At 60.6% G+C, this 24,171-nt stretch carries 24 protein-coding genes; 7 read left to right on the forward strand and 17 right to left on the reverse strand.

The features are described from left to right. Positions 1-11 precede the first annotated feature (11 nt). Genes HFK74_RS29465 through HFK74_RS29485 form a run of 5 tightly spaced genes read right to left on the reverse strand, consistent with a single transcriptional unit; the run spans position 12 to position 4,274 of the window. Positions 12-656, reverse strand: coding sequence for a tetratricopeptide repeat protein (locus HFK74_RS29465; protein ID WP_180206598.1), 645 nt, complete (start codon positions 654-656; stop codon positions 12-14). Continuing rightward, the gene (locus HFK74_RS29470; protein ID WP_180206599.1) at positions 653-1,462 is read right to left on the reverse strand and encodes an SDR family oxidoreductase; all 810 of its coding nucleotides are present in this window, start codon (positions 1,460-1,462) and stop codon (positions 653-655) included. Before HFK74_RS29470 ends, HFK74_RS29465 begins: the two co-directional genes overlap by 4 nt. Continuing rightward, positions 1,449-2,123 (reverse strand): TenA family transcriptional regulator, encoded by a 675-nt coding sequence (locus HFK74_RS29475; RefSeq protein ID WP_180206600.1) that lies wholly within the window; start codon positions 2,121-2,123, stop codon positions 1,449-1,451. Before HFK74_RS29475 ends, HFK74_RS29470 begins: the two co-directional genes overlap by 14 nt. After that, positions 2,120-3,607 carry an AMP-binding protein gene (locus tag HFK74_RS29480; protein ID WP_180206601.1) on the reverse strand — a complete coding sequence of 496 codons (1,488 nt, stop codon included), beginning with the start codon at positions 3,605-3,607 and terminating at the stop codon, positions 2,120-2,122. Before HFK74_RS29480 ends, HFK74_RS29475 begins: the two co-directional genes overlap by 4 nt. Further along, positions 3,597-4,274 (reverse strand): thermostable hemolysin, encoded by a 678-nt coding sequence (locus HFK74_RS29485; protein WP_180206602.1) that lies wholly within the window; start codon positions 4,272-4,274, stop codon positions 3,597-3,599. Before HFK74_RS29485 ends, HFK74_RS29480 begins: the two co-directional genes overlap by 11 nt. Positions 4,275-4,433: 159 nt before the next feature. Here HFK74_RS29485 and HFK74_RS29490 point away from each other — a divergent pair, with 159 nt between their 5' ends. Next, positions 4,434-4,859, forward strand: a complete 426-nt coding sequence (locus tag HFK74_RS29490) for a potassium channel family protein (protein WP_180206603.1) — start codon at positions 4,434-4,436, stop codon at positions 4,857-4,859. A gap of 55 nt (positions 4,860-4,914) precedes the next feature. Here HFK74_RS29490 and HFK74_RS29495 read toward each other — a convergent pair whose 3' ends face one another. Next, on the reverse strand, positions 4,915-5,799 hold the full coding sequence (locus HFK74_RS29495; RefSeq protein ID WP_180206604.1) for a universal stress protein: 885 nt from the start codon (positions 5,797-5,799) through the stop codon (positions 4,915-4,917). 21 nt (positions 5,800-5,820) lie between these two features. After that, entirely contained in the window at positions 5,821-6,735 is a 915-nt protein-coding gene (locus HFK74_RS29500; RefSeq protein ID WP_180206605.1) for a universal stress protein, read from the reverse strand. A 177-nt stretch (positions 6,736-6,912) separates the two neighbouring features. Between HFK74_RS29500 and HFK74_RS29505 the strand changes: the two genes are divergently transcribed. Next, complete coding sequence (locus tag HFK74_RS29505; RefSeq protein ID WP_180206606.1) at positions 6,913-7,476, forward strand: GNAT family N-acetyltransferase; 564 nt, start codon at positions 6,913-6,915, stop codon at positions 7,474-7,476. 92 nt (positions 7,477-7,568) lie between these two features. Here the strand turns inward: HFK74_RS29505 and HFK74_RS29510 are convergent, their stop codons facing one another. Beyond that, the gene (locus tag HFK74_RS29510) at positions 7,569-8,924 is read right to left on the reverse strand and encodes a dicarboxylate/amino acid:cation symporter (protein WP_180206607.1); all 1,356 of its coding nucleotides are present in this window, start codon (positions 8,922-8,924) and stop codon (positions 7,569-7,571) included. Positions 8,925-9,030: 106 nt separating this feature from the next. Further along, the gene (locus HFK74_RS29515) at positions 9,031-10,086 is read right to left on the reverse strand and encodes a tartrate dehydrogenase (RefSeq protein ID WP_180206608.1); all 1,056 of its coding nucleotides are present in this window, start codon (positions 10,084-10,086) and stop codon (positions 9,031-9,033) included. Positions 10,087-10,222: 136 nt separating this feature from the next. Between HFK74_RS29515 and HFK74_RS29520 the strand changes: the two genes are divergently transcribed. After that, a complete protein-coding gene (locus HFK74_RS29520) occupies positions 10,223-11,131 on the forward strand; it encodes a LysR family transcriptional regulator (RefSeq protein ID WP_180206609.1) in 909 nt (302 codons plus the stop codon). Between the two features lie 71 nt (positions 11,132-11,202). Here HFK74_RS29520 and HFK74_RS29525 read toward each other — a convergent pair whose 3' ends face one another. The 5 genes from HFK74_RS29525 to HFK74_RS29545 all read right to left on the reverse strand — a co-directional run bounded on the left by HFK74_RS29525 (position 11,203) and on the right by HFK74_RS29545 (position 16,141). Beyond that, positions 11,203-12,543, reverse strand: coding sequence for an MFS transporter (locus HFK74_RS29525; protein ID WP_180206610.1), 1,341 nt, complete (start codon positions 12,541-12,543; stop codon positions 11,203-11,205). A gap of 82 nt (positions 12,544-12,625) precedes the next feature. Further along, positions 12,626-13,558, reverse strand: a complete 933-nt coding sequence (locus HFK74_RS29530) for a 3-keto-5-aminohexanoate cleavage protein (RefSeq protein WP_064677006.1) — start codon at positions 13,556-13,558, stop codon at positions 12,626-12,628. 94 nt (positions 13,559-13,652) lie between these two features. Then, positions 13,653-14,441 (reverse strand): SDR family oxidoreductase, encoded by a 789-nt coding sequence (locus HFK74_RS29535; protein WP_180206611.1) that lies wholly within the window; start codon positions 14,439-14,441, stop codon positions 13,653-13,655. Further along, a complete protein-coding gene (locus tag HFK74_RS29540; RefSeq protein WP_180206612.1) occupies positions 14,438-15,160 on the reverse strand; it encodes a GntR family transcriptional regulator in 723 nt (240 codons plus the stop codon). The genes HFK74_RS29535 and HFK74_RS29540 overlap by 4 nt, the downstream gene beginning before the upstream one ends. Positions 15,161-15,268: 108 nt before the next feature. After that, entirely contained in the window at positions 15,269-16,141 is an 873-nt protein-coding gene (locus HFK74_RS29545) for a LysR family transcriptional regulator (RefSeq protein ID WP_180206613.1), read from the reverse strand. A gap of 99 nt (positions 16,142-16,240) precedes the next feature. On the opposite strand from HFK74_RS29545, the gene HFK74_RS29550 reads away from it, so the two are divergent. After that, on the forward strand, positions 16,241-17,632 hold the full coding sequence (locus HFK74_RS29550) for an aldehyde dehydrogenase family protein (protein WP_180206614.1): 1,392 nt from the start codon (positions 16,241-16,243) through the stop codon (positions 17,630-17,632). Between the two features lie 155 nt (positions 17,633-17,787). On the opposite strand, the gene HFK74_RS29555 is transcribed toward HFK74_RS29550, so the two are convergent. Then, positions 17,788-19,032: a saccharopine dehydrogenase family protein gene (locus HFK74_RS29555; protein WP_180206615.1), complete on the reverse strand. Its 1,245-nt coding sequence runs from the start codon at positions 19,030-19,032 to the stop codon at positions 17,788-17,790. A gap of 27 nt (positions 19,033-19,059) precedes the next feature. Next, the gene (gene nspC / locus HFK74_RS29560) at positions 19,060-20,157 is read right to left on the reverse strand and encodes a carboxynorspermidine decarboxylase (protein WP_180206616.1); all 1,098 of its coding nucleotides are present in this window, start codon (positions 20,155-20,157) and stop codon (positions 19,060-19,062) included. Positions 20,158-20,428: 271 nt separating this feature from the next. Between nspC and HFK74_RS29565 the strand changes: the two genes are divergently transcribed. Together HFK74_RS29565 and HFK74_RS33500 are read left to right on the forward strand one after the other, a co-directional pair. Next, the gene (locus tag HFK74_RS29565; RefSeq protein ID WP_180206617.1) at positions 20,429-21,175 is read left to right on the forward strand and encodes a hypothetical protein; all 747 of its coding nucleotides are present in this window, start codon (positions 20,429-20,431) and stop codon (positions 21,173-21,175) included. A gap of 191 nt (positions 21,176-21,366) precedes the next feature. Then, a complete protein-coding gene (locus HFK74_RS33500) occupies positions 21,367-21,573 on the forward strand; it encodes a hypothetical protein (RefSeq protein WP_368738184.1) in 207 nt (68 codons plus the stop codon). A gap of 262 nt (positions 21,574-21,835) precedes the next feature. Here the strand turns inward: HFK74_RS33500 and HFK74_RS29570 are convergent, their stop codons facing one another. After that, a complete protein-coding gene (locus HFK74_RS29570) occupies positions 21,836-22,390 on the reverse strand; it encodes a nucleotidyltransferase family protein (protein ID WP_180206618.1) in 555 nt (184 codons plus the stop codon). 394 nt (positions 22,391-22,784) lie between these two features. Here HFK74_RS29570 and HFK74_RS29575 point away from each other — a divergent pair, with 394 nt between their 5' ends. Next, positions 22,785-23,813 carry a D-cysteine desulfhydrase family protein gene (locus tag HFK74_RS29575; RefSeq protein WP_180206619.1) on the forward strand — a complete coding sequence of 343 codons (1,029 nt, stop codon included), beginning with the start codon at positions 22,785-22,787 and terminating at the stop codon, positions 23,811-23,813. The last annotated feature ends 358 nt before the right edge of the window (positions 23,814-24,171 follow it).

Here is a 24,171-nt window from a genome sequence, read left to right on the forward strand (position 1 = left end):
GCGGATTCCTGTCAGCCAAGTTTCTTGTTCACGTCCACCAGCAGCGTTTCGATCTCTTTGCGACGCCCGGCATCGGCGGTTTCCCGCCCGGGACGCGGGGCTGCCAGCAGGGCTTTTTGCAACGCGGCCCTGGCCTCAGCGTAGCGCTTTTGACGGTAGAGGTGGTCCCCCCAGAAGTACAGGCTGTCGATGCCATTGGGGTTCATCTGCAAGGCGACCTTGAGCAGTTGCTCGGCTTTGTCGGCGTCACCGAAACCGATCGGCCAGCCTGGCACGCGGTCGTACAACGCACCGAGGCTGGTGTAGGCAGAACCTTGCAGGGCCTTGGGGTCCAGGGTCAGGGCTTTTTCCAGATACGCCTTCGCGTCCTTGACCTTGCCCAGGGCCCCGAGGCCCCCTTGGGCCCCGGCCCAGCTGCTGGTGACGATGCCGGACCAGATCCAGGCCTCGGCCACCGACTGGCGTTCCTGGGTAAACGCGGCTGCCTGGGTGGCGAGCTTTTCGAAGGCGGCGGTGCGTTGCCCCTCGGGCAATTCGTACTGAATATGCGCCCAGCTCTGCTGGATGCCATTGAGACGTTGCTGATCGGCGGCGTCCAGGGCCCACACGCTCTGGCTCAAGATGCCCAGCAGTAAACACGCGGCAAATTTTTTCATGGCTCGAGGTTCTCGTTGTCTGGCTTTTGACTCAGGCGGCGAATCAGCGGCAATTGCTTGCGCAACCCCCGATCCACCAGGTTGGGCAACAGGCTGTTGAGGCGCACGAAAAAGCGCTCCGGCCAGCCCAGGTACAAGTCGCGGCGGTCGCCGGCAATGGCGTGGATGACCGCCGAGGCGACTGTCTGGGGGTCGTCGACGCTGGATTTGAGTGCGTCATTCAAGGCCTGCGCCGCCGGGCTGTTCATGCTCGTGCGGGTGGCGCGCGGTGCGACGTACAACACACCGACCCGGGTGTCCGCCAATTCCCGGCGCAGGGCTTCGGAAAACCCGCGCAGGGCAAATTTGCTGGCGCAATAACTGGCGTAACCGGCATAGCCAATCGAGCCGTAGGTGGAACCGACGTTCACCACCATGGCGCTGTCGGCCTGCTTGAGCAGTGGCAGCAAGGTTTTGGTCAGGCACACCGGCGCGCTGATGTTCACCGCCAGCATCGCGTTGATTTCGCTGTCATCGAGTTGTTCGAGCATGGCGAAGTGGTTGACCCCGGCCGCATTGATCAGCAGGTTAATCGCGCCCAATACTTCGGCGGCGGCCAGCACCTTGCGCCGGTCGGCCTGCACTGTCAGGTCGGCGCCCACCCAGAACAACCTGTCCCGATAGCGTTCGAGCAAGGGTTCCAGCACCTCCCGATGCCGGGCCACAGCCAACACCGTGGCGCCACTGGCGCACAGGGCGGTGGCGATCGCCAGGCCAATGCCGCCGCTGGCGCCGGTCAGTACCACGCGAGCCTCAGACAGGCGCATGCGGGTTCTCCCCGTCCCGTGGCAGGCCACGGAACATGTCGGCGTAAAGCTGGTAAACCACTTTGGAGGCGTGGATGACGGCGGCCTGATCGCCCGGGTCGTGCAGTTTGTTCATGAGTCGGCGGTAGGTTTGCATATGCTCGATGTCCAGCGAGCCGTGGGAATCGAGGTAGCTGAAGGCGCTTTGCGGCAGCCCGAGACGCTCGCGAATGCTGCCGGCGGCATGGGTGGCCAGGGCGATGCTGGTGCCTTCCAGCACATTGACCATGCCGAACAGCCCCACCGGGTTGCCCCGGGCAATCAGGTCGTAGAGAAAGCTGACCATCAGCTCGATGGCCAGCGAAGGCTGGCCGTCGCGCACCGCTTCCTTGTCACCGCCACAGGCCTGGATGTCATCGAGTACCCATTGTTCGTGGCCGTACTCATCCTCGATGTACTCACACACGGCTTCACGCAGCCACTCCAGACGCGACGGCAAGCGTGCACCGCAGGCCATCATCAGCGGTACGGTGTGGCGCACGTGGTAGTAGGCCTGGGCCAAAAAGGCCCGGTAGCTCTCCAGGCTGACCTTGCCTTCGAGGGCATCGACGATGATCGGCAGATTGAACAGCGTACTGCGCTCCTGGTGGGTGGCCTCTTGCAGCGTGTCGAAAAAGCTCATGATGCGGGTTCCTCGAAAAGTACCGACTCAGTCAGCTGCGTCCGGTAGCGCTCGACGATGGCGTCGCGGCGCGGTCGACCGTTGGCCGTCAACAGGCCATTTGCAGCGGTGAAGGGTTGGTCCAGGCGGGTCCAGTGCCGGACCCGGGCGTAATCGGGCAAGGCCTCGTTGACCTCGGCCACGGCGGCGGCCAATTGCTCGTCCGGGCAGTCCGCACGGTGCGGCCAGAGCAATGCATGGTTACCCGGCAGGGCTTCGCCATGGACAAAGGCCTGGGCGATATGACGGCGCTGGGTCAGTTCGGCTTCGACCCACTCGGGGTTGACGTTGCGCCCGAAGCTCGTAACGAACTGATGTTTCTTGCGGCCCTTGAGGTAGAGAAATCCCTCCCTGTCGAACTCGCCGAGATCACCGCTGGACCACCACTCATCAGCCTGCGGCGCCTCCCCCAGATAACCCAGCAGGGTCGAACCCTTGATCAGCACTTCGCCGTCGTCGGCCAGGCGAACCTGCGCATGGGGCAAGGGCCGGCCGACACTGCCAGGGCGGCAGGCTTGCGGCGTATTGAGGCACACCACCGACGCACACTCCGACAATCCATACCCTTCGTAGACCGGCACGCCTGCGCGTTGCGCACGATGCAGCAAATCCAGGCTAACCCGCGCACCGCCCACGGCGGCAAACCGTAGATGTTCTGGATCGAAGGCTTTCTGCTCCGCCGCGCTGACCAGCATCAGCAGCAACTGCGGCACCAGGATCAGGCTCTGGGGCGATCGCTTGGCCAGGCACCCCAGTAGTTGCGGCACATCCACCCCACTGGCGCCCTGGATTCCCAGGGTTTCCTGGCTGGGCAGGCTCAAGGTCGCGCCGGCATACAACGCGGCGTAACAACCGATGTTCTCCAGCAAAATGGCGAGCGGCAGCAGCGCCAGATGATGCTGCGGGTTGGCGCTTCGACTGGCCTGATCCAGTTCGCGGGCGACCCGCAGAATGCTCTCGGCGCTCAAGCACACGCCTTTGGGTGTCCCCGTGGTGCCGGAGGTGAACGTCAGCTTGGCGGTGCCTTCGGGCATGCGCTTCGAGTCACTGAAGGTGCGGCGCCAGAATCCAGCGGTATTTTCATAGTCATAGCCGGCCGCTTGCAGCTGCGCCGCCAGTTGCGGTTCGGCGATCACCCTCTCGGCCTGGCTTTGTTCCAGGCAATGACGGCGCTGCGCCGGGCTGAAGAAAGACGGCAGCGCGACACAGGTCAAGCCTTCGAACAGCGCGGCCAGGTCCCAGAGCATCGCCTCGACGCCATTGTCCAACGCCAGGGCAAGCACCTTGATGTGCTCATCACGCAGTCGTTGCTGGCGGTCGATCACTTCGGCGTACAGGGTGGTGTAGTCCAGTTTCAACTGATCGCCCCACAAGGCAATGCCATTGCCCTTGCGTGCGGCGTGTTCGCGCAGCGTCTGTTTGAAACCCTCGACTTCAGGCGACATGGCAGCAACCCTCGATGGACGAAGGCAAACCCAGTCGACTGAACAGGCCTATGTTGCGTAAATGAACGAACCCGCTGCGGATATTGCCAACGTGAACCCAGGGTTTGCTTTCGTAGTAACTGCCCCAGGCATGGCGGTCCTCGCCCAGGCGCGCAGGATCGGCGGCACACAGTGTCACCGGCTTCAAACCCAGGCGATGGAAACTGTTTACCAGGCCAATATTGCCGGTGAACGCCACCCACTCCAGACCGCCCATGGCCAGCACGTAGGTCATCGCGATGATGCTCATGCGCGCGCTGCCCGTGTCGGCGGCCGCCAGATTGCCGACTTCGACGATGGCGCAGCGCTCTACGGTCCGGTCCGCTGCGGCGCTGATCAGCGGCTCGATCGGCTCGTCCAGATAGCCCTCCAGAAACAGCGGTTGCGTGCCTGCCAGTCGCACCCCGGCCACCGCACACAAGGCACCGGACGCATCGCTCATGCCAAACAGTTCTGGCATGAAATGACGGATGTCGGCGCCGTGGGCCTTGCGAAAACGCTGCTGGATGAAGCTTTCGAAAACGGTCCGCTGCGCGTCGCCGGGCAAGGCCCTGAGCAGGCTCATGGGCGGTGTTTCGGCTTGGCCGAAATACAGCGGCAACTGTACATTCCAGTTGAATTCGGACATTGGAAAACCCCTCCCCCGGATCAATTGGGGAGCAGTATCAAAGGGATTTCTTAACGAAGTCTGAAGGTGAAGAGGCTATTGATCGCTACGCTTGGCTCAAGGCCGGTTGATTTTTATCAGCTGCCGGCTCCAATTGGATCGGCCCCCGGGAGATTGGCCATGCTGGCTGTCACGCTGATCAATGCACTGGTGGTGATCCTCGCCGTCGTGATCCACTACGAATGCCTGCTGCGTCTCAACGACTGGCTGCCCCGGCTCAAGCTGTGGAGCCGCTTCAGGATTGTCGTCGGGGTATTCGGTGCCCTGCTGGCCCACGCGATAGAGGTCTGGTGCTTCGCGTTGGTCTATTACCTGATGGTGCACTCCGGCAAATGGGGCAGCCTGACGGGCAACTTCGACGGTTCGCTGATGGACTGCGTGTACTTTTCCTTCACCACGTACACGACCATTGGCTTCGGCGATATTTCACCGCTGGGCGACCTCAAGTACCTGACCGGGCTTGAGGCCCTGACCGGGCTGGTACTGATTACGTGGACCGCGTCCTTCCTCTTTCTGGAAATGCAGAAGTACTGGAAGCGCAAATAATCACGTTTGCCAGGCGTAGCAGGCACTGTGCGATCAATTCACGCCTCCATTCGATCTAAACCGCAAGAACGCAGCACGGCACTTGATACAGGATATGCTCGGTGGTGCTACCCAGAAGTTTGCCCACCCCATGGGACTGGACCCTGCCCATCACGATGACATCCACGTCATGCTCATTGGCGAACTCGCTAAGCGCCGAAACCGGATGCCCCTGGATGAAATGTCGACGATCAGAGGGAACACCGAAGTGGCCGGCCAACCTCAGGAAGGACTTTTCCAGATCTTTGCGTAGCGTCCTGGTGAGGTCGCCGAGCGCCAGACCGCCCATGTCCGCCAGGTAATCAGCCGCGATATCGCAGGCGTACAACAGATGCAACTCGGCTTCACACTGCAGGGCAAGGCTTGCGGCCTGCTTGATGATCCGCTCATTCAGTGCGTTGTCGGCTGACTCACTGTCCGACACCTCGACGGCTGCCACCACCCTGCGTGGCAATACGGCGCCACTGCGACGCAGCAGAAACACCGGTACTGGACAATGGCGCAACAGATGCCAGTCCAAAGGCGTGAAAAAGGCCCTTTTTAGCGCCGATTCATGCTCAATTTCCTTGACCAACAGGTCGGGTTGCAGCTCTGCGACGTGATCAAGGATGTCCTGTTTCATATCCTCGGCCCAAACTACCTCGGTGGTCACATCGATACCTGCGCCCCGCAGATGTTTTGCCTGGGCCTCAAGCCAGTCGCGATGGTCCTGCAGATAACGCTCCCGAGCCAGTTTTCGATCGCCTTCTTCAAGCAGCGATAGCCATTTGAATGAGGGAATCAGCGCCGCAACATGCAGGCTCGCGCCACTGGCCTTGGCCAGCTCTGCAGCACTGTTAATGGCTGAGGGATGGCGCAGGGCCGGGTTGATGATAAGCAGTAACCGCTGATATTGGCTCATGACAGGTCTCCAGTCAGATCATTATTCAAAGCTGGCACGCTGCCTGACCGCCAGCAGGCTTCCCGGCACCGAGTACAGTGCCCGCTCCGTATTGCTGCCGATCAGCCGTTCGAGCCCCACCCGGTGCACAGTGCCCATCACCACCACATCGGCCAGGAACTCCTCGACGAATTCACTGATCACCGGCACCGGCAGCCCCATGACGAAATGGCGTCGCTCTGGCGGCACGTCGTAGCGCTCCGCCAGTGTGATAAACGCCTGGTGCAAGGATTGGCGCATCTCCTCGACGCAGTCCACGCCCCAACCGCCCCCGGCCATTGACGCGTCGCTGTTGAACATGGGCGACAAGTCATAGGCGTACAACAGGTGTAACGGCGCATCGCATTGCAGCGCCAGGGCATTGGCCGTCTGGATGATGGTGTCATTCAACCCGCTGATTTGCGCCGTCGAATCGTACGGGTCCACTGCTGCCACGATTCGGTGGGGCAAGCTATAGCGGACGTGGTTGACCAGGTGCACGGCAACCGGGCTTTCGCGCAACAAGTGACAATCGAGTGGCGTGATGAACACCCGCTTCAACGCGGGTTCAAGGGTCACATCCTTGATCAGCAGGTCGGGCTTCAGGTCTTCCACCGTCTTCAAGATGTCCAACAGCGGATGGGTGGTGAAGACGACCTTGACCGTCACCTCCAGATCCAGGTCGCTGAGTCGATCGAACTCTTCGGCCTCCCAGCGGCGGTAACGACGCCAATAGCGCTGCTGCTCTGCGTCGTCGACTTTTTCCTCCCACAAACGCGCCACTGGCGCCGGTTCGACAAAAGCCCGCACATCCAGCGCAGCCCCGGCGGCCTTGGCCAGGGCGACGGCACGCTGCATGGCGGGGGACTGCCGCAGGCTTTGATCGGCGATCAGCAACAACCGTTGATATTGGCCCATCACACACCTCCGTTCGATCCCGGTCATCACCTGCCGGCATGCTTCAACATTGCGCTCTTGTACCTCGTGCGAATTGATCTGGATCAAACTCCAGTGCAGACAGCGGCGTAGAAAGGAATCAAACACGGTCGTTTTTTTCCGCTTGGCACCCTTCAAACCGCACTGGAGGAATACCCCATGCTCACCGTCAAAGACCACAATGATCGGGCCGCGGCCGCCTACGCCGCCGTCGACGGCCACTACTGGATCGAAGCGCTCAAGGATGGCCGCCATGTGCTGATCCGGCCGCTGGCGCAAAAGGATCGTGAGCGTGAGTATGCTTTCATCAAGCGCCTGTCTCCCGAATCCCGGCACATGCGCTTTCTCGCGCAGGTCAACGAGCCTGGCGCTGCGCTGCTCGACCAGTTGATGGACACCGACAACCAACAGCGCGTGGCCTTCATCGCCCTGGCCCACGACAACGGTGAGCTGGTCGAGATCGGCGTCAGTCGTTACGCGGCCACCGGAGAACATGAATGTGAATGCGCCGTCACGGTCGCCGATGACTGGACGCATCTGGGCCTGGGCCTATTGCTGATGGCGCATTTGATCAAGGCCGCCCGCCGCAACGGTTACCGCCAGATGTATTCGGTGGATGCCGCCAGCAATACTCCCATGCGCGACCTGGCCAAAGTGCTGCACTTCGAGACGTACAATGATCCCCAGGACAGCCGCCAGGTCATCCATCGTCTTTACCTGTAAAAAATCGCCCCGCGATGGTCCGGTACAGGGTCCATCGCGGGGCGATCTTCGCGATTGCAGCATTCATTCGGGCTTGAGCGCCCCGCTGCCCCTTACGCCCTCGTGGCTTTCTCCATATTCGCGCGCAAAGGGTTGATGGCTAACGATGGCGCCACGGCGGCACTCTCTACCGGCGCTGCCTCGGGCGCTCGGTCTTCGGCGTCGCCATTGAGGGCCTTGTGCATTTTTAGCGTATCCAGCGCTCCGACCCATTTGGCGATGGCCATGGTGCCCACGCCATTGCCGATGGTGTTGGTGATCGCCCGCGCTTCCGACATGAACCGGTCGACACCCAGCAGCAATACCATGCCCGCTACAGGAATGGTGCCGAGTGACGAGAGCGTGGCCGCCAGGATGATGAAGCCTGAGCCGGTGACGCCCGCCGAGCCCTTGGAGGTAAACATCAACACCGCCAGCACGATCAACTGATCGGTCAGGGTCAGTGGGGTGTTGGTGGCCTGGGCGATGAAGATCGCGGCGATGGTGTAGTAAATCGCCTGGCCGTCCGGGTTGAAGGTCAAGCCCGAGGGAATGATCATCCCGGCCACGGGCTTGGAAACACCGGCCTTTTCCATCTTGGCGATCATCTGCGGCAACACCGATTCCGAAGAGCTGGTGCCGAGCACGGTGAACAGTTCTTCCTTGATGAACTTGAGGAACTTCCACAGGCTGAAACCGCTGTAGCGGCAGATCGGCCCCAGCACAAAGATCACGAACACCGCGCAGGTCAGGTAGACGCAGGCCATCAGTTTGCCAAGGGAGAACAGCGAGCCGAAGCCGTACTTGCCGATGGTGAACGCGATGGCGCCGAATGCACCGATGGGCGCCAGGCGCATTACCATGTTGACGATGCGGAACATGCCCTGCATCAGGCTATCGAGGGTGTCGACGAAGACTTTTCCGCGTGGCCCCACATACGCCAGCGCGACACCGAGCAGTATCGAGAACAGCAGGATCTGCAGGACATTGCCCTTGGCAAAGGCGTCGACAATGGTGTCGGGGATGATGTTCATGATGAAGTCCATGAACGAGGCGTGCTTGACCGCGGTGGTATAGGTGGCGAGGCTTGAGGTATCGAGGGTGGCGACATCGATGTTCATGCCGGCGCCAGGCTTGAAGACATCGACCACCACCAACCCGACCACCAGGGCCAGGGTGGAAACCACCTCGAAATAAATCAAGGCGCGAAACCCGACGCGACCCAGCTCCTTCATGTTCTCCATCTTGGCGATGCCGGTGACCACGGTCAGGAAGATCACCGGGGCCAGGAGCATCTTGATCAGTTTGATGAACGCGTCGCCCAAGGGCTTGAGCGCAGTGCCGGTCTCGGGAATGAACACCCCGACGATGGCGCCGAGAATGACGGCGATGAGCACTTGTACGTAGAGTTTGCCAAATATTCTTTTCATGACAGGGCCCTGATTTTTTATTGTTGTCAGGAAATGCCGAGGAGTCGGACCCAGTGGTCCGCCCCTCGGCGTTGTGCCGCAGTACTCTTTGAATCGCTGGAAAATATCAGCGGTTGATCAAGGCGATGATGGCCTCGGTGATCTGTCGGGTGGTGGCGGCACCGCCCAGATCCGGGGTATGCAGGCCGCTTTCAGTCACGGCTTCGATGGCCGACATCAGCTGCTTGGCCGCAGCGGGTTCGCCCAGGTGTTCGAGCATCATCGCCGCCGTCCAGAATGTCGCGATCGGGTTGGCGACACCTTTGCCGGTGATGTCGAAGGCCGAGCCGTGGATCGGTTCGAACATCGACGGGAATTTGCGCGACGGGTTGAGGTTGGCGGTCGGCGCGATGCCCAGGCTGCCGGACAAGGCAGCGGCCAGGTCGGAGAGGATATCGGCGTGCAGGTTGGTGGCGACAATCACGTCCAGTGTCGACGGTTTGAGCACCATGCGCGTGGTCACGGCGTCGACCAGTTCCTTGTCGATCTTCACGTCTGGGAAGTCCTTGGCGACTTCATAGAAAATCTCGTCCCACAACACCATGCCATGCCGCTGGGCGTTGGACTTGGTGACCATGGTCAGGTGCTTGCGTGGCCGGCTTTGCGCCAGTTCGAATGCGAAACGATGGATGCGCTCCACCCCGGCACGGGTGAATACCGAGACCTCGGTGGCGACCTCCTCCGGCAAGCCCCGGTGCACGCGACCGCCGTTGCCGGAGTATTCGCCCTCGGAGTTTTCACGCACCACCACCCAGTCGATCTGGTCGCCGTTGTGCAGCGGGCTTTTCACCCCGGGCAGCACGCGGGCCGGACGCACGTTGGCGTATTGATCGAAGCCCTGGCAGATCGGCAGGCGCAGGCCCCACAGGGAAATATGGTCAGGTACGTTGAGCGCACCGACGGCGCCGAAGAAAATCGCGTCGAAGGTTTTCAGTTCTTCCAGCCCGCCTTCGGGGATGTAGTAACCGTTTTTCAGGTAGTTGTCCGAGTTCCAGTCGAAGTGCTTGAAATCCAGTTCGAAGCCGGATTTTTTTGACAGGGCCTGCAGCACCTCGACACCCGCCTCGATTACTTCAACACCGATGCCGTCACCTGGAACCGCAGCAATTTTGTATGCGCTCATCATCAACTCCACTCTCTTCATGTTTTTGTTGTGCCTGTTGAACGGGGTGTTCAATCAGGGGGTGAGCGGAGTATATGTAGTGAGTAAATGAGCGTGAGTTACCCAAAATAACTACATAGATGAATTAGAGTTACGAATGGACCAGACCCTGGATTTGTCTTTTTTCTACCTGCTGGCCAACAAAGGCAGCCTGGCAGCAACGGCTCGAGAGCTGGGCGTGACGCCGCCGGCCGTGAGCAAACGCCTGACCGCCCTGGAAGCACGGCTCGGCACACGCCTGGTCAATCGCACCACGCGGTCGATGAGCCTGACGTCGGAAGGCGAGCTGTATTTCTCCCACGCCGCGCGGATCCTCACCCAGATCAACGAGCTTGAGCAGTTGGTCAGCAGCAGCCGCGCCACCCCCAAGGGGCTGATCCGGGTCAATGCCTCCCTGGGCTTTGGCCGACGCTACATCGGCCCTGCCCTGGCGGCGTTCTTCGCGCAATACCCGGAGGTGGAAATACAGCTGGAAATCAGCGACCACCCGCTGGATCTGGCGACCCACGGATTTGATTTGGGCATACGTTTCGGCACCCTTCCGGACGCCGCCTTCCATGCGCGCAAGATCGCCTCCAACCGCCGCCTGTTGTGTGCCTCGCCGCTCTACCTGGACAAATACGGCACGCCCAAAAAACTCGCCGAGTTGCAGGATCACAACTGCATTTTCATCCGCCAGAATGAGTCACCCTATGGCGTCTGGAGCTTCAACAACGGCGGGCGCAAGGACAACATCAAGGTGCATGGCGCCTTGGGTTGCAACGATGGCGAGGTGGCGCTGAACTGGGCGCTGGATGGCTTTGGCATATTGCTGCGGGCCGAATGGGACATCGCACGTTATGTGCGCAGTGGCCGCTTGCGCCTGGTGCTGGAAGACCAGACACCGACCCGCGCCGACGTGTATGCGGTCTATCCGCAACAGCTGCATTTATCGGCGAGAGTGCGTTGCCTGATCGACTTTTTGATCGAACGCTTCAAGCACATCGATAACATCGAGGAAAACTAGAAACGGATGGAAAGGTCTTGGATACCACGACCTTTCCACCCGAAGGCACAGCATTTTTTGTCAGCGCGCACTCATACAGGCTGTCGCCGGCCTTGCAGCCGTTGTTTACCCACCTGTTGCTCATGGCCCTGGCGCAGACGCAATGCAGCCAATGCCGCGACGACCAGGATAACCGCCACGATCTTCATGCCATTCATGGCATTGCCGGTACTTTGCTCGATCAAGCCCATGACCGACGGGCCGACAAAACCGCCCAGCAGGCCGCACGAGTTGACGAACCCCAACCCTCCAGCGAGCGCTGCGCCCTTGAGTCGCGACGCAGGGTAGAGAAAGATGATCGACTGCACGACGAAGAACATCACCGCCGACACGCAGAAGCCCAGCAGGCTGATCACCGGCCCCGCCAGCGAGGCGATCGCCAGTCCCGCGGCCATGGTCAGCAAACCCGCTACCAGCATTTGCCGGGAACGCGCCGGCGTGGTGGCGAATCGGGGCAATGCAATGGCGCCCGCTGCCGCCGCCAACCAAGGCAGGGATGTGAGCAATCCAACCTGCAATGTACTCAGGTCGCCGTACTTGCCGATGATGCCGGGCAGGAAAAAGATCACCGTGTAGATCGTGATCTGGTGGCAGAAGTAGACCAGGATGGCCAAGAGGATCTGCGGTGTCAGGCATTGTTTGAACGAGTGCCCACCTTTGCCAGCGCCCTCCTCCGATTCCGCTGCCAAGCGCTGTTCGATCTGCTCGGCTTCAGCGGCACTCAGCCAGGGCGCCTTGCTTGGACGGTCCGGCAGTTTTTTCCACACCACCATGGCGAAGAACACCGCCGGCAAGCCTTCGAGCATGAACATCCACTGCCAGCCACGCCAGCCCCACACACCGTCCAGCTGCATGAGCACGGCACCCAGTGGCCCGCCAATGATGTTGGCGAAACACACACCTAACAGGAAGTAACCCGTCGCCCGGGCCCGTTGTTCGCGGCCGAACCAGTACGTCAGGTACAGCATGACGCCGGGGAACAGGCCCGCTTCGGCGATGCCCAGCAACAAGCGCAGCACGTAGAACGACGTTTCGCCCTGGACAAACGCCATCGCCGCCGAGAGCAAGCCCCAGGTGACCATGATGCGCGCAATCCAGAACCGCGCGCCGACCTTGTGCATGATCAGGTTGCTGGGCACTTCCGACAGTGCGTAGGTGAGAAAGAACAGCCCGGCGCCCAGCCCGTAGGCGGCAGCGGAAATGCCCAGGTCGACATCCAGGTGATGCTTGGCCAACGCGATGTTGGTCCGGTCGAGAAAGCTCAGCACGTAGGCCGCAATCAGCAACGGCATGAGTTTTACAAACATCAACCTGTTCAACGTCGCGGAGTCGCGAGGTTCGGAAAGCGCGTCGGTTTTATTTATTATTGTCATCGGACTAACCTTTTCGAGTTGTCATGAGCCAGTCTCGAGCGCGAGCGCTCAAGACTGGAAGCCGAGCCAGAGCGGTGCGATCTTAAAAGTCGACCTGGTCCTTGCCCTTGAGGTCGAGCATTTCCCGCGCCTCATCCGGGGTCGCCACGCGCCCGCCCAGGGCTTCGATCACCGTGCGAATGCGCTTGACCTGATCGGCATTGGACGCGGCCAGTTTACCCGGCCCGTCCCACAGCGAATCCTCAAGGCCGACGCGCACATGACTGCCCATCGACAGGCCCATGGTGCCCAGCGGAATCTGATTGCGCCCAGCCCCCAGGATCGACCATTGGTAAGCGTCGCCGAACAGACGGTCGGCCGTGCGGCGCATGTGCGCCAGGTCTTCAGGATGTCCACCGATGCCGCCGCGCAGACCGAACACCGACTGGATGAAAATCGGCGCCTTGAGCAACCCGCGCTGCAGGAAGTGCGCGGCGGTGTACAGGTGGCCGATGTCGTAGCATTCGATTTCAAAGCGCGTACGGTTTTCGGCACAGGCGTTGAGGATGTGGGCGATGTCGCGGAAGGTATTGCGGAAGATCCGGTCATCGCTCTCGGCCAGATAGGGGCGCTCCCAGTCGTGCTTGAACTCGGTGAAGCGGTCGAGCATTTCGTACAACCCGAAGTTCATCGAACCCATGTTCAAGGACGCCAGCTCCGGCTTGAGTTGCGCCACCGGCTGCAGGCGTTCCTCCACGCCCATGGTCGGCGCGCCGCCGGTGGTGATGTTGATCACCACGTCACTCTTGGCCTTGATTTGCGGCAGGAACTGACGGAACAGGTCGACATCCTGGCTGGGCCGGCCATCGATAGGGTCGCGGGCATGCAGGTGAACGATCGATGCGCCAGCTTCGGCGGCACCGATGGCGGCGTCGGCGATTTCCTGCGGCGTGATCGGCAAGTGCGGCGACATCGAGGGCGTATGGATGGCGCCTGTGACGGCGCAGGTGATGATGATCGGGCGATTTTTGGACATGAGTGTTCTCCGTTCTTGTTCTTGGCGAGAAAGTTATTGGGGTCACTCGACGCGGACGTTTGTCCGGCCGTTGTTGCGATCGGGGTCGAGGTGCTTACAGGTACTCGACGTTGCCATCCACGCTGATGGCCTGGCCGGTCACGTTGCGTGCGGCGGGTGAACACAGGAACAGTGCCATGGCGGCAACGTCCTCGGCGGTGACCATGCGCTTGAGCGAGATCTTTTTCAGGTACTCCTCACGCATCTCGGCTTCAGGCACGTTCATCTGCTCGGCACGGGCGCGGATCACACCGTCCATGCGCGGCCCTTCGACGATGCCGGGCAGCAAGGCGTTGACGCGGATGTCGCTTTCGCCAAGCTCGGATGCCAGGGATTTCATCAAGCCGACGATGGCCCACTTGGTCGCGGCGTACGGCGTGCGCCAGGCATAACCCAGGCGGCCGGCCACCGACGCGATGTGGATCAGGTGCGCGTTGGGTGACGCTTTGAGCAGTGGCACCGCGTGATGGGCAAAGCGGTACTGGGCAGTGAGGTTGATGTCGATGGTGCGCTGCCATTCTTCTTCGGTTATCGCATCGATCCCGGCGGTCGGCCCGGCAATACCGGCGTTGTTGACCAGGACATCGAGACCACCGAACTGTTCGCGCTGAACCTTGAACACCGCTTCGATCTGCACCGGGTCACCCACGTCCGCGCGGGTGGCGACGCTGTCTGGATAACGATCGCGGAACGCTGCGAGGGCCGCTTCGCTGACATCACACACGTGCACCTTGGCGCCTGCTTCCATGTAAGCCGCCGCCAGCACCTCGCCGATGCCGGCTGCGCCGCCGGAGATCAGCACCCGCAGGCCGGTGTAGGGAATCAGTCGGTTGAGAACGCTCATGCCTTTTTTACTCCAGTGACAGGCGACCGTGAACGGTCGCTCTTGACGATCAGGCGCGCCAGGGAATCGGCGGCCTGCATGATGTCGTCGGTGACCGCCGCCCGCGCCGCGGCCCCATCACGCGCGGCCAGGGCCTCGACGATGCGGTTGTGCGCTTCCATCGAGCGCTGCAGGTGCGCCTTGTCAGGTGCCACGAGCGCAAAGCAGGGCCCCATGTGCAGCCAGAAATTCTCCACCGCCGCAACGGTCAGGTCAGCCTTGGCAACCGCATAGATGCGCCGGTGGAAGGCAAAGTTGGTCCACAGGTAGCGGGCCACATCGACACTGTCGGCGGCTTGCTGCATCTGGTCGCACAGATGGCTGATGTCCTTGAGGTCGGTGTCGTTGAGCAGGATCACCGCTTTCTCGGCCAGCAGGCCTTCGAGCGCAACCCGGGCGTCGCGGATCTCGCGCAGACGTTCGGGGGTCATCATGCGCACACGCAGGCGGGAGGTTTCGGTGACTTCGAAGGCGTTCTCGGCACTCAGGCGGTTCAGCGCTTCACGCACCGGCATGGGGCTTGAGCCGAGCGCCTCGGCAAGACCGCGGATGGTCAGCTTCTGGCCTGGCTGGAAGCGGCCGCTCATCAGCGCTTCACGGATCTGGCGGTAAACCTGATCCTGCAGGGTATCGCGGGACACCTGGCGCATGGTGGGCAGGAGGATCGGATGATCTGTCATGAGTAATGGCTCACATTGGACGTTCTTATGGGTCCAATATGTGATCACAAATAACATATGTCAAATTTTTTTGAGGATGCGCCTCGACATGCCCTCCCCTCGATTCAGCTAATTCATTGCTTCACACCGCTCCTCCAGCAAACGCACGAACATGGTCAGGCTCTGCGACACCGTACCCCTGCGCCACACCAGCCAGGTGCGCAAATAACGGAAGGACTCGGACAACGGCCAGACGCTGACCGTGCTGCAGCCGGGCATGCTCTGCAGCATGCTGCGGGGCATCAGGGCCAGGCCGGCGCCGGCGCTGACGCAGGCGAGCATGCCGTGATAGGACTCCATTTCGAAGATCTTGCCCGGCACTGCCGCGTCCTTGGTGAACCAGCTTTCGAAGTGGTGGCGGTAGGAGCAGTTGGAGCGAAAGGCATAGATGTTCTCGCCGTTCACGTCCTGCGCGCGATGGATCGGACTGTGGTTGAGCGGTGCAATCAGCACCATTTCTTCTTCGAACGCCGGCACGCCCTCCAGCGCCGGGTGCAGTACCGGGCCATCGACAAACGCGGCGGTCAGGCGGCCTGCCAGCACCCCGTCGATCATGGTCCCGGAAGGTCCGGTGGACAGGTCCAGTTCGACCTTGGCGTACTGCTGGTTATAGGCCGCCAACAGCTCGGGAATCCGCACCGCCGCGGTGCTCTCCAGCGATCCCAGGGGAAATGTGCCCTGGGGTTCTTCACCGGCCACCGTGGCGCGTGCCTCCTGGACCAGGTCGAGAATCCGCCGGGCGTAGTCGAGGAAACTCCAGCCGGCGGGCGACAGGCGCAGACGGCTTTTTTCGCGGATGAACAGGTCCACGCCCAGATCCTGCTCCAGTTGCTTGATCCGCGTGGTCAGGTTCGAAGGCACCCGATGGATATGCTGCGCGGCCACACTGATGCTGCCGTGCTCGGCGACAGCCTTGAAAATCTCGAGCTGAACCAGATCCACATCATTCTCCAAACGTGAACAAGACGCTCATTATTATTCAGTTTCAAGAAAACATACAGCACCGTAACCTGAGCGTATTCCTACCCGCAGGACGGTGCCATGACCAACATATCCAGCCTTACCCACGCCATTTCGATCAACCCGGCCACCGGTGAACAAATCGGCCATTACCCTTTCGAATCCGCAGCGGCATTGGACGCCGCCCTGTCGCGTTCCGCCAGCGGCTACCGCGCCTGGCGCCGCGAACCGGTTGCACAACGCGCGCAGCGCTTGATTGCCCTTGCCCAGGCATTGCGCGATAACGCCGAAGCCATGGCCACCATGATCACCCTGGAAATGGGCAAGCCGATCGCCCAGGCCCGTGGTGAAATTGAAAAATGTGCGCAACTCTGCACCTGGTATGCCGAACACGGCCCCGCCATGTTGAGCGCTGAACCGACCCTGGTCGAAGGCGGCAAGGCACGCATCGAATATCGCCCGCTGGGGCCGATTCTCGCGGTCATGCCGTGGAACTTCCCGATCTGGCAAGTGCTGCGCGGTGCGGTGCCGACGCTGCTGGCCGGCAATACCTACGTGCTCAAGCACGCGCCAAACGTCATGGGCAGCGCCTACCTGCTGCTGGATGCCTTCAAGCAGGCGGGCTTTGCCGAAGGCGTGTTCGAGGTCATCAACGTCACGCCGGACGGTGTTTCCACGGCGATTGCCGACCCACGCATCGCCGCTGTCACCCTGACCGGCAGTGTGCGCGCCGGCATGGCCATCGGCGCCCAGGCCGGCGCGGCGCTGAAGAAGTGCGTTCTGGAACTGGGCGGTTCCGATCCATTCATCGTGCTCAATGATGCCAACCTCGACGACGCCGTCAAAGCGGCCGTGATCGGTCGTTACCAGAACACCGGGCAAGTCTGTGCGGCGGCCAAGCGGCTGATCGTCGAGCAAGACATAGTCGAGGAATTCACCCGGCGGTTTGTCGAGGCCACGCGCAAACTGCTGGTCGGCGATCCACTGTCCGCCGAGACGTACATCGGCCCGATGGCCCGCTTTGATCTGCGCGATGAACTGGATCAACAGGTGCGTGACACCCTGGAGGAAGGCGCGACCTTGTTGCTCGGTGGCAAGAAGGCCGAAGGCTCGGGCAACTTCTATGAGCCTACGGTGCTGGCCGGTGTCACTGACCAGATGACTTCGTTCAAACAGGAGCTGTTTGGCCCGGTGGCTTCGATCATCACCGCTCGCGACGCTGCGCATGCGCTGGAACTGGCGAACGACAGTGAGTTCGGCCTGGCGGCCACCGTCTACACTGGCAATGTCGAGCAGGCCGAGCAGATGGCCAGTGAACTGGAAACCGGCGGGGTGTTCATCAATGGCTACTGCGCCAGTGACCCGCGCGTGACCTTCGGTGGTGTGAAGAAAAGCGGATTCGGTCGCGAGCTGTCGCACTTCGGCGTGCGTGAATTCTGCAATGCACAGACGGTGTGGCTGGACCGCCACTGATCTAATCTGCGCAGTTGATCCAATGTGGGAGCGACCCGTGGCGAGGGGATTCATCCCCGTTGGACTGCGCAGCAGTCCCATTTTTTGGGCCGCTTCGCAACCCAACGGGGATAAATCCCCTCGCCACAAGGCCCGCTCCTACAAAGTGCCTGGACTTAGGCTTTGCAGTCCCAGGCACGGTCGCCGTGCTCGTCCTTGATGCGGGTCGGCAGGCCCATCACGTCCAGCGCCTTGAGGAACGGCTCGGCTGGCAGCTCCTCGACGTTGACCATGCGCTGCACGTCCCACTCACCGCGGGCTACCAGCAGGGCTGCGGCTACCGGTGGAACACCGGCGGTATAGGAAATGCCCTGGCTGTCGGTTTCGGCAAAGGCTTCCTCGTGGTCCGCTACGTTGTAGATGAACACTTCACGCGGCTGGCCATCCTTGGTGCCCTTGACCAGGTCACCGATGCAGGTCTTGCCGGTGTAGCCCGGTGCCAGCGAGCTTGGATCAGGCAGCACGGCCTTGACCACCTTGAGCGGCACGACTTCCAGGCCTTCGGCGGTCTTGACCGGCTGCTCGGAGAGCAGGCCGAGGTTCTTGAGCACGGTGAACACATTGATGTAGTGCTCGCCGAAGCTCATCCAGAAACGCACGTTGGGCACGCCGAGGTTCTTCGACAGCGAATGCACTTCATCGTGACCGGTCAGGTACAGGTTCTGCGAACCCACTACCGGCAGGTCGTCGGTACGCTTGACTTCGAACATGGTGTTGCTGGTCCACTGGCTGTCCTGCCAGCTCCACACCTGTCCGGTGAACTCGCGGAAATTGATTTCCGGATCGAAATTGGTGGCGAAATATTTGCCATGAGAACCGGCATTGACGTCGAGAATGTCGATCGAATCAATGCGGTCGAAATACTGTTGTTGGGCCAGTGCCGCATAGGCATTGACCACACCCGGGTCGAAGCCCACGCCGAGGATGGCGGTGACGTTCTTCTGCTGGCATTCCTCGAGGTGCTTCCACTCGTAGTTGCCATACCAGGGCGGCGTCTCGCAGATCTTGCCCGGTTCTTCGTGAATGGCGGTGTCCAGGTAGGCCGCGCCGGTATCGATGCAGGCACGCAGCACCGACATGTTGAGGAAAGCGGAGCCGACGTTGATGACGATCTGCGATTCGGTTTCACGAATCAGCGCTTTGGTCGCCTCGACGTCCAGGGCATTGAGGGTGAATGCCTTGATTTCAGCGGGCTGTTTGAGGCTGCCCTTGGCCTTGACGCTGTCGATGATGGCCTGGCATTTGGAGATGTTGCGCGACGCGATAGCAATACGACCGAGTTCGTCGTTGTGCTGCGCGCACTTGTGGGCCACCACCTTGGCGACACCTCCTGCACCAATGATAAGTACGTTCTTCTTCAATTTTTCTCTCTCTCCTTCTCAGCCAGCTTACGAGAGGCTGGACATATAGTCGTTGTAACCGAACTCACGAACCACCTCGACACTACCGTCGAGTTGTTTCACTACGATGGACGGCATTTTCAGGCCGTTGAACCAGTTCTTCTTGACCATGGTGTAGCCCGCGGCGTCGACGAACGACAGGCGGTCGCCGATGGCCAGCGGACGATCGAACTGGTACTCACCGAAAATGTCGCCGGCCAGGCAGGATTTGCCGCACACCATGTAGGTGTGCTCACCCTCGCTCGGGGCCAGCTTGGCATTCAGGCGGTAGATCAGCAGGTCGAGCATGTGCGCTTCGATGGAGCTGTCCACGACCGCCAGGTGCTTGCCGTTGTAGAGCGTGTCAAGCACGGTGACTTCCAGCGACGCACTCTGGGTGATGGCCGCTTCGCCCGGCTCCAGGTAAACCTGTACGCCGTACTTTTGCGAGAACGCCTTGAGGCGCGCGCAGAACTCGTCCAGCGCGTAGCCTTCGCCGGTGAAGTGGATACCGCCACCCAGGCTGACCCACTCGACCTTGTGCAACAGATGGCCGAAACGCTCTTCGATGGTGCACAACATTGCATCGAACAGGCCGAAGTCGCCGTTCTCGCAGTTGTTGTGGAACATGAAGCCGGAAATCTGCTCGATGACCTGCTCGATCTTTTCCGGGTCCCACTCGCCCAGGCGACTGAACGGGCGTGCCGGGTCGGCCAGCAGGTAATCGGAGCTGCTCACCTGCGGGTTGACCCGCAGACCACGGACCTTGCCTTCAGACGCTTCAGTGTAGCGCTGTAACTGGCCGATGGAGTTGAAGATGATCTTGTCGCAGTTTTCGAGCATCTCCTCGATTTCGTCATCGGCCCAGGCGACGCTGTAGGCGTGAGTCTCGCCCGCGAACTTCTGCCGTCCAAGCTTGAGCTCGTAGAGCGACGACGATGTGGTGCCATCCATGTACTGCTGCATCAGGTCGAACACCGACCAGGTGGCGAAGCACTTGAGTGCCAGCAGGGCCTTGGCCCCGGACTGCTCACGCACGTAGGCAATCTTTTCCATGTTGCCCAGCAGCTTTTGCTTGTCGATGAGGTAGTACGGCGTTTTGATCATTTCGAGGCCTCCGGCAAGGCCAGCCAAAAAAAGGATGCGCATTGTGCCCGCACTGGCCGCATATCGAAAGAGCAGAAGTGCAGTTCGTCGGACAAGGAACCGCGCGGCAACCCCTCAAAATCGCACTCACAGGCGACAAAAAGATGACGTCACGGCCAATTGCCATCTTTTTTGCGTCCTGGCCGACGACCGGTCTAACGCTGCACCAAAACCGACTATTGTTGTTAGTGACAGGTCCAAAACGGACCATAAGTGCGCTGATGGAGTTCTCATGAATAGAACCAGTCTTGCTGCTGTTGTCACTTCCCTCCTGGCGGGCGTCGCCCCCCCTTTCACTAGCGCAACACCTTCTGAAGCGCCTGTTTTTTCCGCCGGCTTGTTGGGAAGTTACAGCGAGCTGGAGTTCACAGGCCGTAGCACCACCAGTACAGAGCACATCCCGGAAGCCGGACTGTTCCTGAACTTCGGCAACAAGATGACTGGCCGGGGTGGCCTTGTGTATCAGGCCGAGATCACCGGGCAGTATTCCGAAGAAAAACATCAGCGTGTCACCGATGGCCAGGCCGACCTGGACCTGGGCTGGAGGATGGCCCTGGATGCCGACAATTTTTTAGACGTTTTGATCGGAGGAGGCTATAAGTGGAACCGGTATGACCCGGACTTTAACAAGCACGACATCAATCTCACCAATCGCACGCCCTTCGCTAAATTGGCAGCCGGATACAACCACGCCTTCAGCAGTTCAACCTTGCGCCTGGAAGCAGGGGTTCGCAAGGTCATCAATGGTGACTCGCAGCTGCAAATCCACGGCGTGAGCAGCCAGGAACTGGACCTTAAAGACACCACCAATCCTTTTGTCGAGTTGAACTGGCTGTTCAACCAGCAAGGGTCGGTTGCCTTTATCGCCGGCCTCTACTACAACCGTTTCGATTATGACCTGGACGGTCAATTTCAATTTACCGACTTCGACAAACAGACCCGGGAAGAGTACGGCGCAAAGATCGGCATCGTGTTTTAATCCGCCCGCGGCCTTGCCCATAACCTTTCGTCGTAAATGAAATCGCCTCGGGTAAATCCCGGCCCTCTCTGGCGTGGGGATTGCACCGGCCCGCGTTAGCCATCGCGAACGACATAAAACTGACGCGATGGCCATCCAATCAACGCTAAAGGACTCCAGCAAAACGCTTGGTCAGTCACCGGAGATGTAACGTGTCAACTCTCAACGAAATCGCAGCGAACCACGCGAGAATGGCTAAGGCAAAGGAACAAGAGTCGACCGGACTGAGCGAGCGACAACTGCATATTGTAGGAAGCATTGAAATTCCCTCCCCTGTCGAGCAACCGCATGTCCCTTTGCACCTCGTTGCGGCAGCCCAGGACAATAACCTTTCGCAGGTTACAGCCTTCGTGGCCTGAGGGCGCTCGACGACAGCGAAAAGGCGGGATGCCGCTAACCGCCCCGGCCTGATTTCAAGTGAATACACCGATCGTTCCCACGCTCTGCGTGGGAATGCATCCTGTGACGCTCCGCGTCACCGTTGCGCATGGCTCAGGTCCTGCGTCGTCAGCGGAACGCGGAGCGTCCCTGGCGGCGTTCCCACGCAGGGCGTGGGAACGATCACATCGGGGACAGGTCGGCTGTCAGGCCGCCATTGCGCCATGAGTCACAGTGCACGCCTTACACAATCCTCAACCAAGGCCAGCGAACCTGATAACTTTTCGCTTTCTGGTCAAACAGCTCAGGCCTGGGGTTTGCCGGATTGATGCGTAGCACGCCCTGCTCTACATCCGCCAGGCCGTAGGGGGCATAGACCTCGCCGGTTGCGACATCCAGGCCGATGCAAGTGCCCGCCACCAGGTAGCGATCAATCCCGTCCCTGGCCGATTCAAGCCTGGGGTAAGTCCCGCCAAAGCGCTGACCGTACCAAAGGTGCACGCGCGCCTGGTTCTTGAACTCGACGTTAACCCCAAGGTCCTGGAAGAGATGTTGAGCCCGGTGGATGACCTCGTTCTCGGCCTCCCAGGACAGGTCGGTGTCAAAGTAGAAAACGTCGTAATCCTTGATGCTCCACGCAGGGTCTCGTTGCGCCTGTTGATTCCATACCGCCTGGAACAGGCAGCCCGCCGTGAGCAGGCATTGGTCCAGGCCGAGCGCAGGCAAGCGTGAGGTCAATTGCGCGTTGATCGGGTTGGTCATCGCGATGTCAACCAAGCGTTGGGCCGTCAATGTCATGGTTCATTCCTTGCCAACCGATTCAGTCCTGGCGCCCAAGTTACAACAAAACCATGACAGGACTGCACTCAGGATTGCATCTCGGCCACGAGCAGCTTCACCAACGCCGCGGCTGGCAGTTCCCGCGCCAGCGGTGCCCCGTCACATCCATTGCACGAAGAAATCGGTATTGGCCCGGCGCTGATGACGCGCGTCTGCTGCGCGCGCGGCACTGGCGTATCTCAAGAGACGAATTATCAAGATCACCGATATCTTAATTACAGACACCACTATTCATTACACGGTGTATCAACTGTAATGCCTTGCCAGCGGTTTATCTTCAAGCCGCCGCTTTTTACAGTGGCGGATGACGTTCAAGCCCACCGAGTTCCTTTCACTCCACGAGCGAACCTTCATGCCCCACGACTTCAATCATCTTGATGCCGCGCTGGCCGCGTACCCACGGGTGGCCCTGCTCGAAGGCCCGACCCCGATCCAGAAACTGTCCCGCTTGAGCGGCTTGCCCGAACTCAATGGCTGCCACCTCTACGTCAAACGCGACGATCTGACCGGTCTCGGCGGCGGTGGCAACAAACTGCGCAAACTGGAATTCCTGCTCGGCGAAGCCTTGGCCGAAGGTGCCGACACACTGGTGACCTGGGGTGGTTTCCAATCCAATCATGCGCGGCTGACCGCGGCCGTGGCGGCCCGTCACGGCCTGGCCTGCGAGCTGATCCTCACACCTTCGGCCGTGCGCACTGACGATGACTTTTGCCACAACGGTAATGTGCTGCTGGATGCACTGTTCGGCGCGAAGGTCCATCGGCTGGCTCGGGGTGTCTTGCCTGATACCTATGCGGCGCAGTTGGTCGACACGCTCAAGGGCCAAGGCAGGAAGCCCTTTGTGATGCCCCTCGGCGGATCCAGCCCCCGGGGCAGCCTGGGTTATGCCGCCTGCGCGGGCGAAATACTGCGCCAGGCCGATGCGCTGGGTGTGCATTTCGAGCAAATCATCGTGCCCAATGGCAGCGCCGGTACGCACTCGGGGTTATTGGCCGGCGTCACCCTGGCTGGCACATCGACGCAAATCATCGGCTACTCGGTGCTGGCAACCGAGGAACAGGCCACGACCACGACCCTGGAAAAAACCCGACAGGTTCTACAGCTGCTTGACCGGTCCACAACGCTGGCCGATCAGTCGGTTCGCGTGGATGGCAGCCAACGTGGCGATGCCTATGGTGCGCCGACTGAAGCGATGCTCGAAGCGGTGCGCCTGCTGGCGTCGCAGGAAGGCTTGCTCACTGACCCTGTCTACGGCGGCAAGGCCTTTGCCGGGCTGCTCGCGGCTGTACGTCGGGGCGATTATCAGGCGGGCAGCAATCTGCTGTTTGTGATGACTGGCGGTATGCCGGGGTTGTTTGCCTACCGCAGTGCCTTTGACTGAGGGTCACGCCATAGCCTTGTTGTTTCGACTTGGCCGCGGGTGAAAAACCTGTAGGAGCCCGGCTTGCCGGCGAAGGCGTCATCGCTGCCGATGATTGTCTTTCAGGTGTACATATCCATTCCTGCGGTAACGGCCACTTAGGGTTCCACCCTGACAGCGGGTGCAACATCTGTAGGAGCCCGGCTTGCCGGCGAAGGCGTCATCGCTGCCGATGATTGTCTTTCAGGTGTACATATCCATTCCTGCGGTAACGGCCACCTGGGGTTTCGCCCTTACGGCGAGTCACTTGGAAAAGCCCCAAGTAACCAAGGGCTCTTGCCCCTGGCGTTCGGTGCCTCGCTAAGGCTCGGCATACCCT

The sequence above is a fragment of the Pseudomonas sp. SbOxS1 genome, from assembly GCF_013416725.1.
In the GTDB taxonomy this organism is placed as follows: Bacteria; Pseudomonadota; Gammaproteobacteria; order Pseudomonadales; family Pseudomonadaceae; genus Aquipseudomonas.

What these genes read in the sequence shown, in the direction of transcription:
- HFK74_RS29465 (WP_180206598.1), bottom strand. Translation starts at nt 656, where the DNA reads ATGAAAAAATTTGCCGCGTGTTTACTGCTGGGCATCTTGAGCCAGAGC.
- HFK74_RS29470 (WP_180206599.1), bottom strand. Translation starts at nt 1,462, where the DNA reads ATGCGCCTGTCTGAGGCTCGCGTGGTACTGACCGGCGCCAGCGGCGGC.
- HFK74_RS29475 (WP_180206600.1), bottom strand. Translation starts at nt 2,123, where the DNA reads ATGAGCTTTTTCGACACGCTGCAAGAGGCCACCCACCAGGAGCGCAGT.
- HFK74_RS29480 (WP_180206601.1), bottom strand. Translation starts at nt 3,607, where the DNA reads ATGTCGCCTGAAGTCGAGGGTTTCAAACAGACGCTGCGCGAACACGCC.
- HFK74_RS29485 (WP_180206602.1), bottom strand. Translation starts at nt 4,274, where the DNA reads ATGTCCGAATTCAACTGGAATGTACAGTTGCCGCTGTATTTCGGCCAA.
- HFK74_RS29490 (WP_180206603.1), top strand. Translation starts at nt 4,434, where the DNA reads ATGCTGGCTGTCACGCTGATCAATGCACTGGTGGTGATCCTCGCCGTC.
- HFK74_RS29495 (WP_180206604.1), bottom strand. Translation starts at nt 5,799, where the DNA reads ATGAGCCAATATCAGCGGTTACTGCTTATCATCAACCCGGCCCTGCGC.
- HFK74_RS29500 (WP_180206605.1), bottom strand. Translation starts at nt 6,735, where the DNA reads ATGGGCCAATATCAACGGTTGTTGCTGATCGCCGATCAAAGCCTGCGG.
- HFK74_RS29505 (WP_180206606.1), top strand. Translation starts at nt 6,913, where the DNA reads ATGCTCACCGTCAAAGACCACAATGATCGGGCCGCGGCCGCCTACGCC.
- HFK74_RS29510 (WP_180206607.1), bottom strand. Translation starts at nt 8,924, where the DNA reads ATGAAAAGAATATTTGGCAAACTCTACGTACAAGTGCTCATCGCCGTC.
- HFK74_RS29515 (WP_180206608.1), bottom strand. Translation starts at nt 10,086, where the DNA reads ATGAGCGCATACAAAATTGCTGCGGTTCCAGGTGACGGCATCGGTGTT.
- HFK74_RS29520 (WP_180206609.1), top strand. Translation starts at nt 10,223, where the DNA reads ATGGACCAGACCCTGGATTTGTCTTTTTTCTACCTGCTGGCCAACAAA.
- HFK74_RS29525 (WP_180206610.1), bottom strand. Translation starts at nt 12,543, where the DNA reads ATGACAATAATAAATAAAACCGACGCGCTTTCCGAACCTCGCGACTCC.
- HFK74_RS29530 (WP_064677006.1), bottom strand. Translation starts at nt 13,558, where the DNA reads ATGTCCAAAAATCGCCCGATCATCATCACCTGCGCCGTCACAGGCGCC.
- HFK74_RS29535 (WP_180206611.1), bottom strand. Translation starts at nt 14,441, where the DNA reads ATGAGCGTTCTCAACCGACTGATTCCCTACACCGGCCTGCGGGTGCTG.
- HFK74_RS29540 (WP_180206612.1), bottom strand. Translation starts at nt 15,160, where the DNA reads ATGACAGATCATCCGATCCTCCTGCCCACCATGCGCCAGGTGTCCCGC.
- HFK74_RS29550 (WP_180206614.1), top strand. Translation starts at nt 16,241, where the DNA reads ATGACCAACATATCCAGCCTTACCCACGCCATTTCGATCAACCCGGCC.
- nspC (WP_180206616.1), bottom strand. Translation starts at nt 20,157, where the DNA reads ATGATCAAAACGCCGTACTACCTCATCGACAAGCAAAAGCTGCTGGGC.
- HFK74_RS29565 (WP_180206617.1), top strand. Translation starts at nt 20,429, where the DNA reads ATGAATAGAACCAGTCTTGCTGCTGTTGTCACTTCCCTCCTGGCGGGC.
- HFK74_RS29570 (WP_180206618.1), bottom strand. Translation starts at nt 22,390, where the DNA reads ATGACATTGACGGCCCAACGCTTGGTTGACATCGCGATGACCAACCCG.
- HFK74_RS29575 (WP_180206619.1), top strand. Translation starts at nt 22,785, where the DNA reads ATGCCCCACGACTTCAATCATCTTGATGCCGCGCTGGCCGCGTACCCA.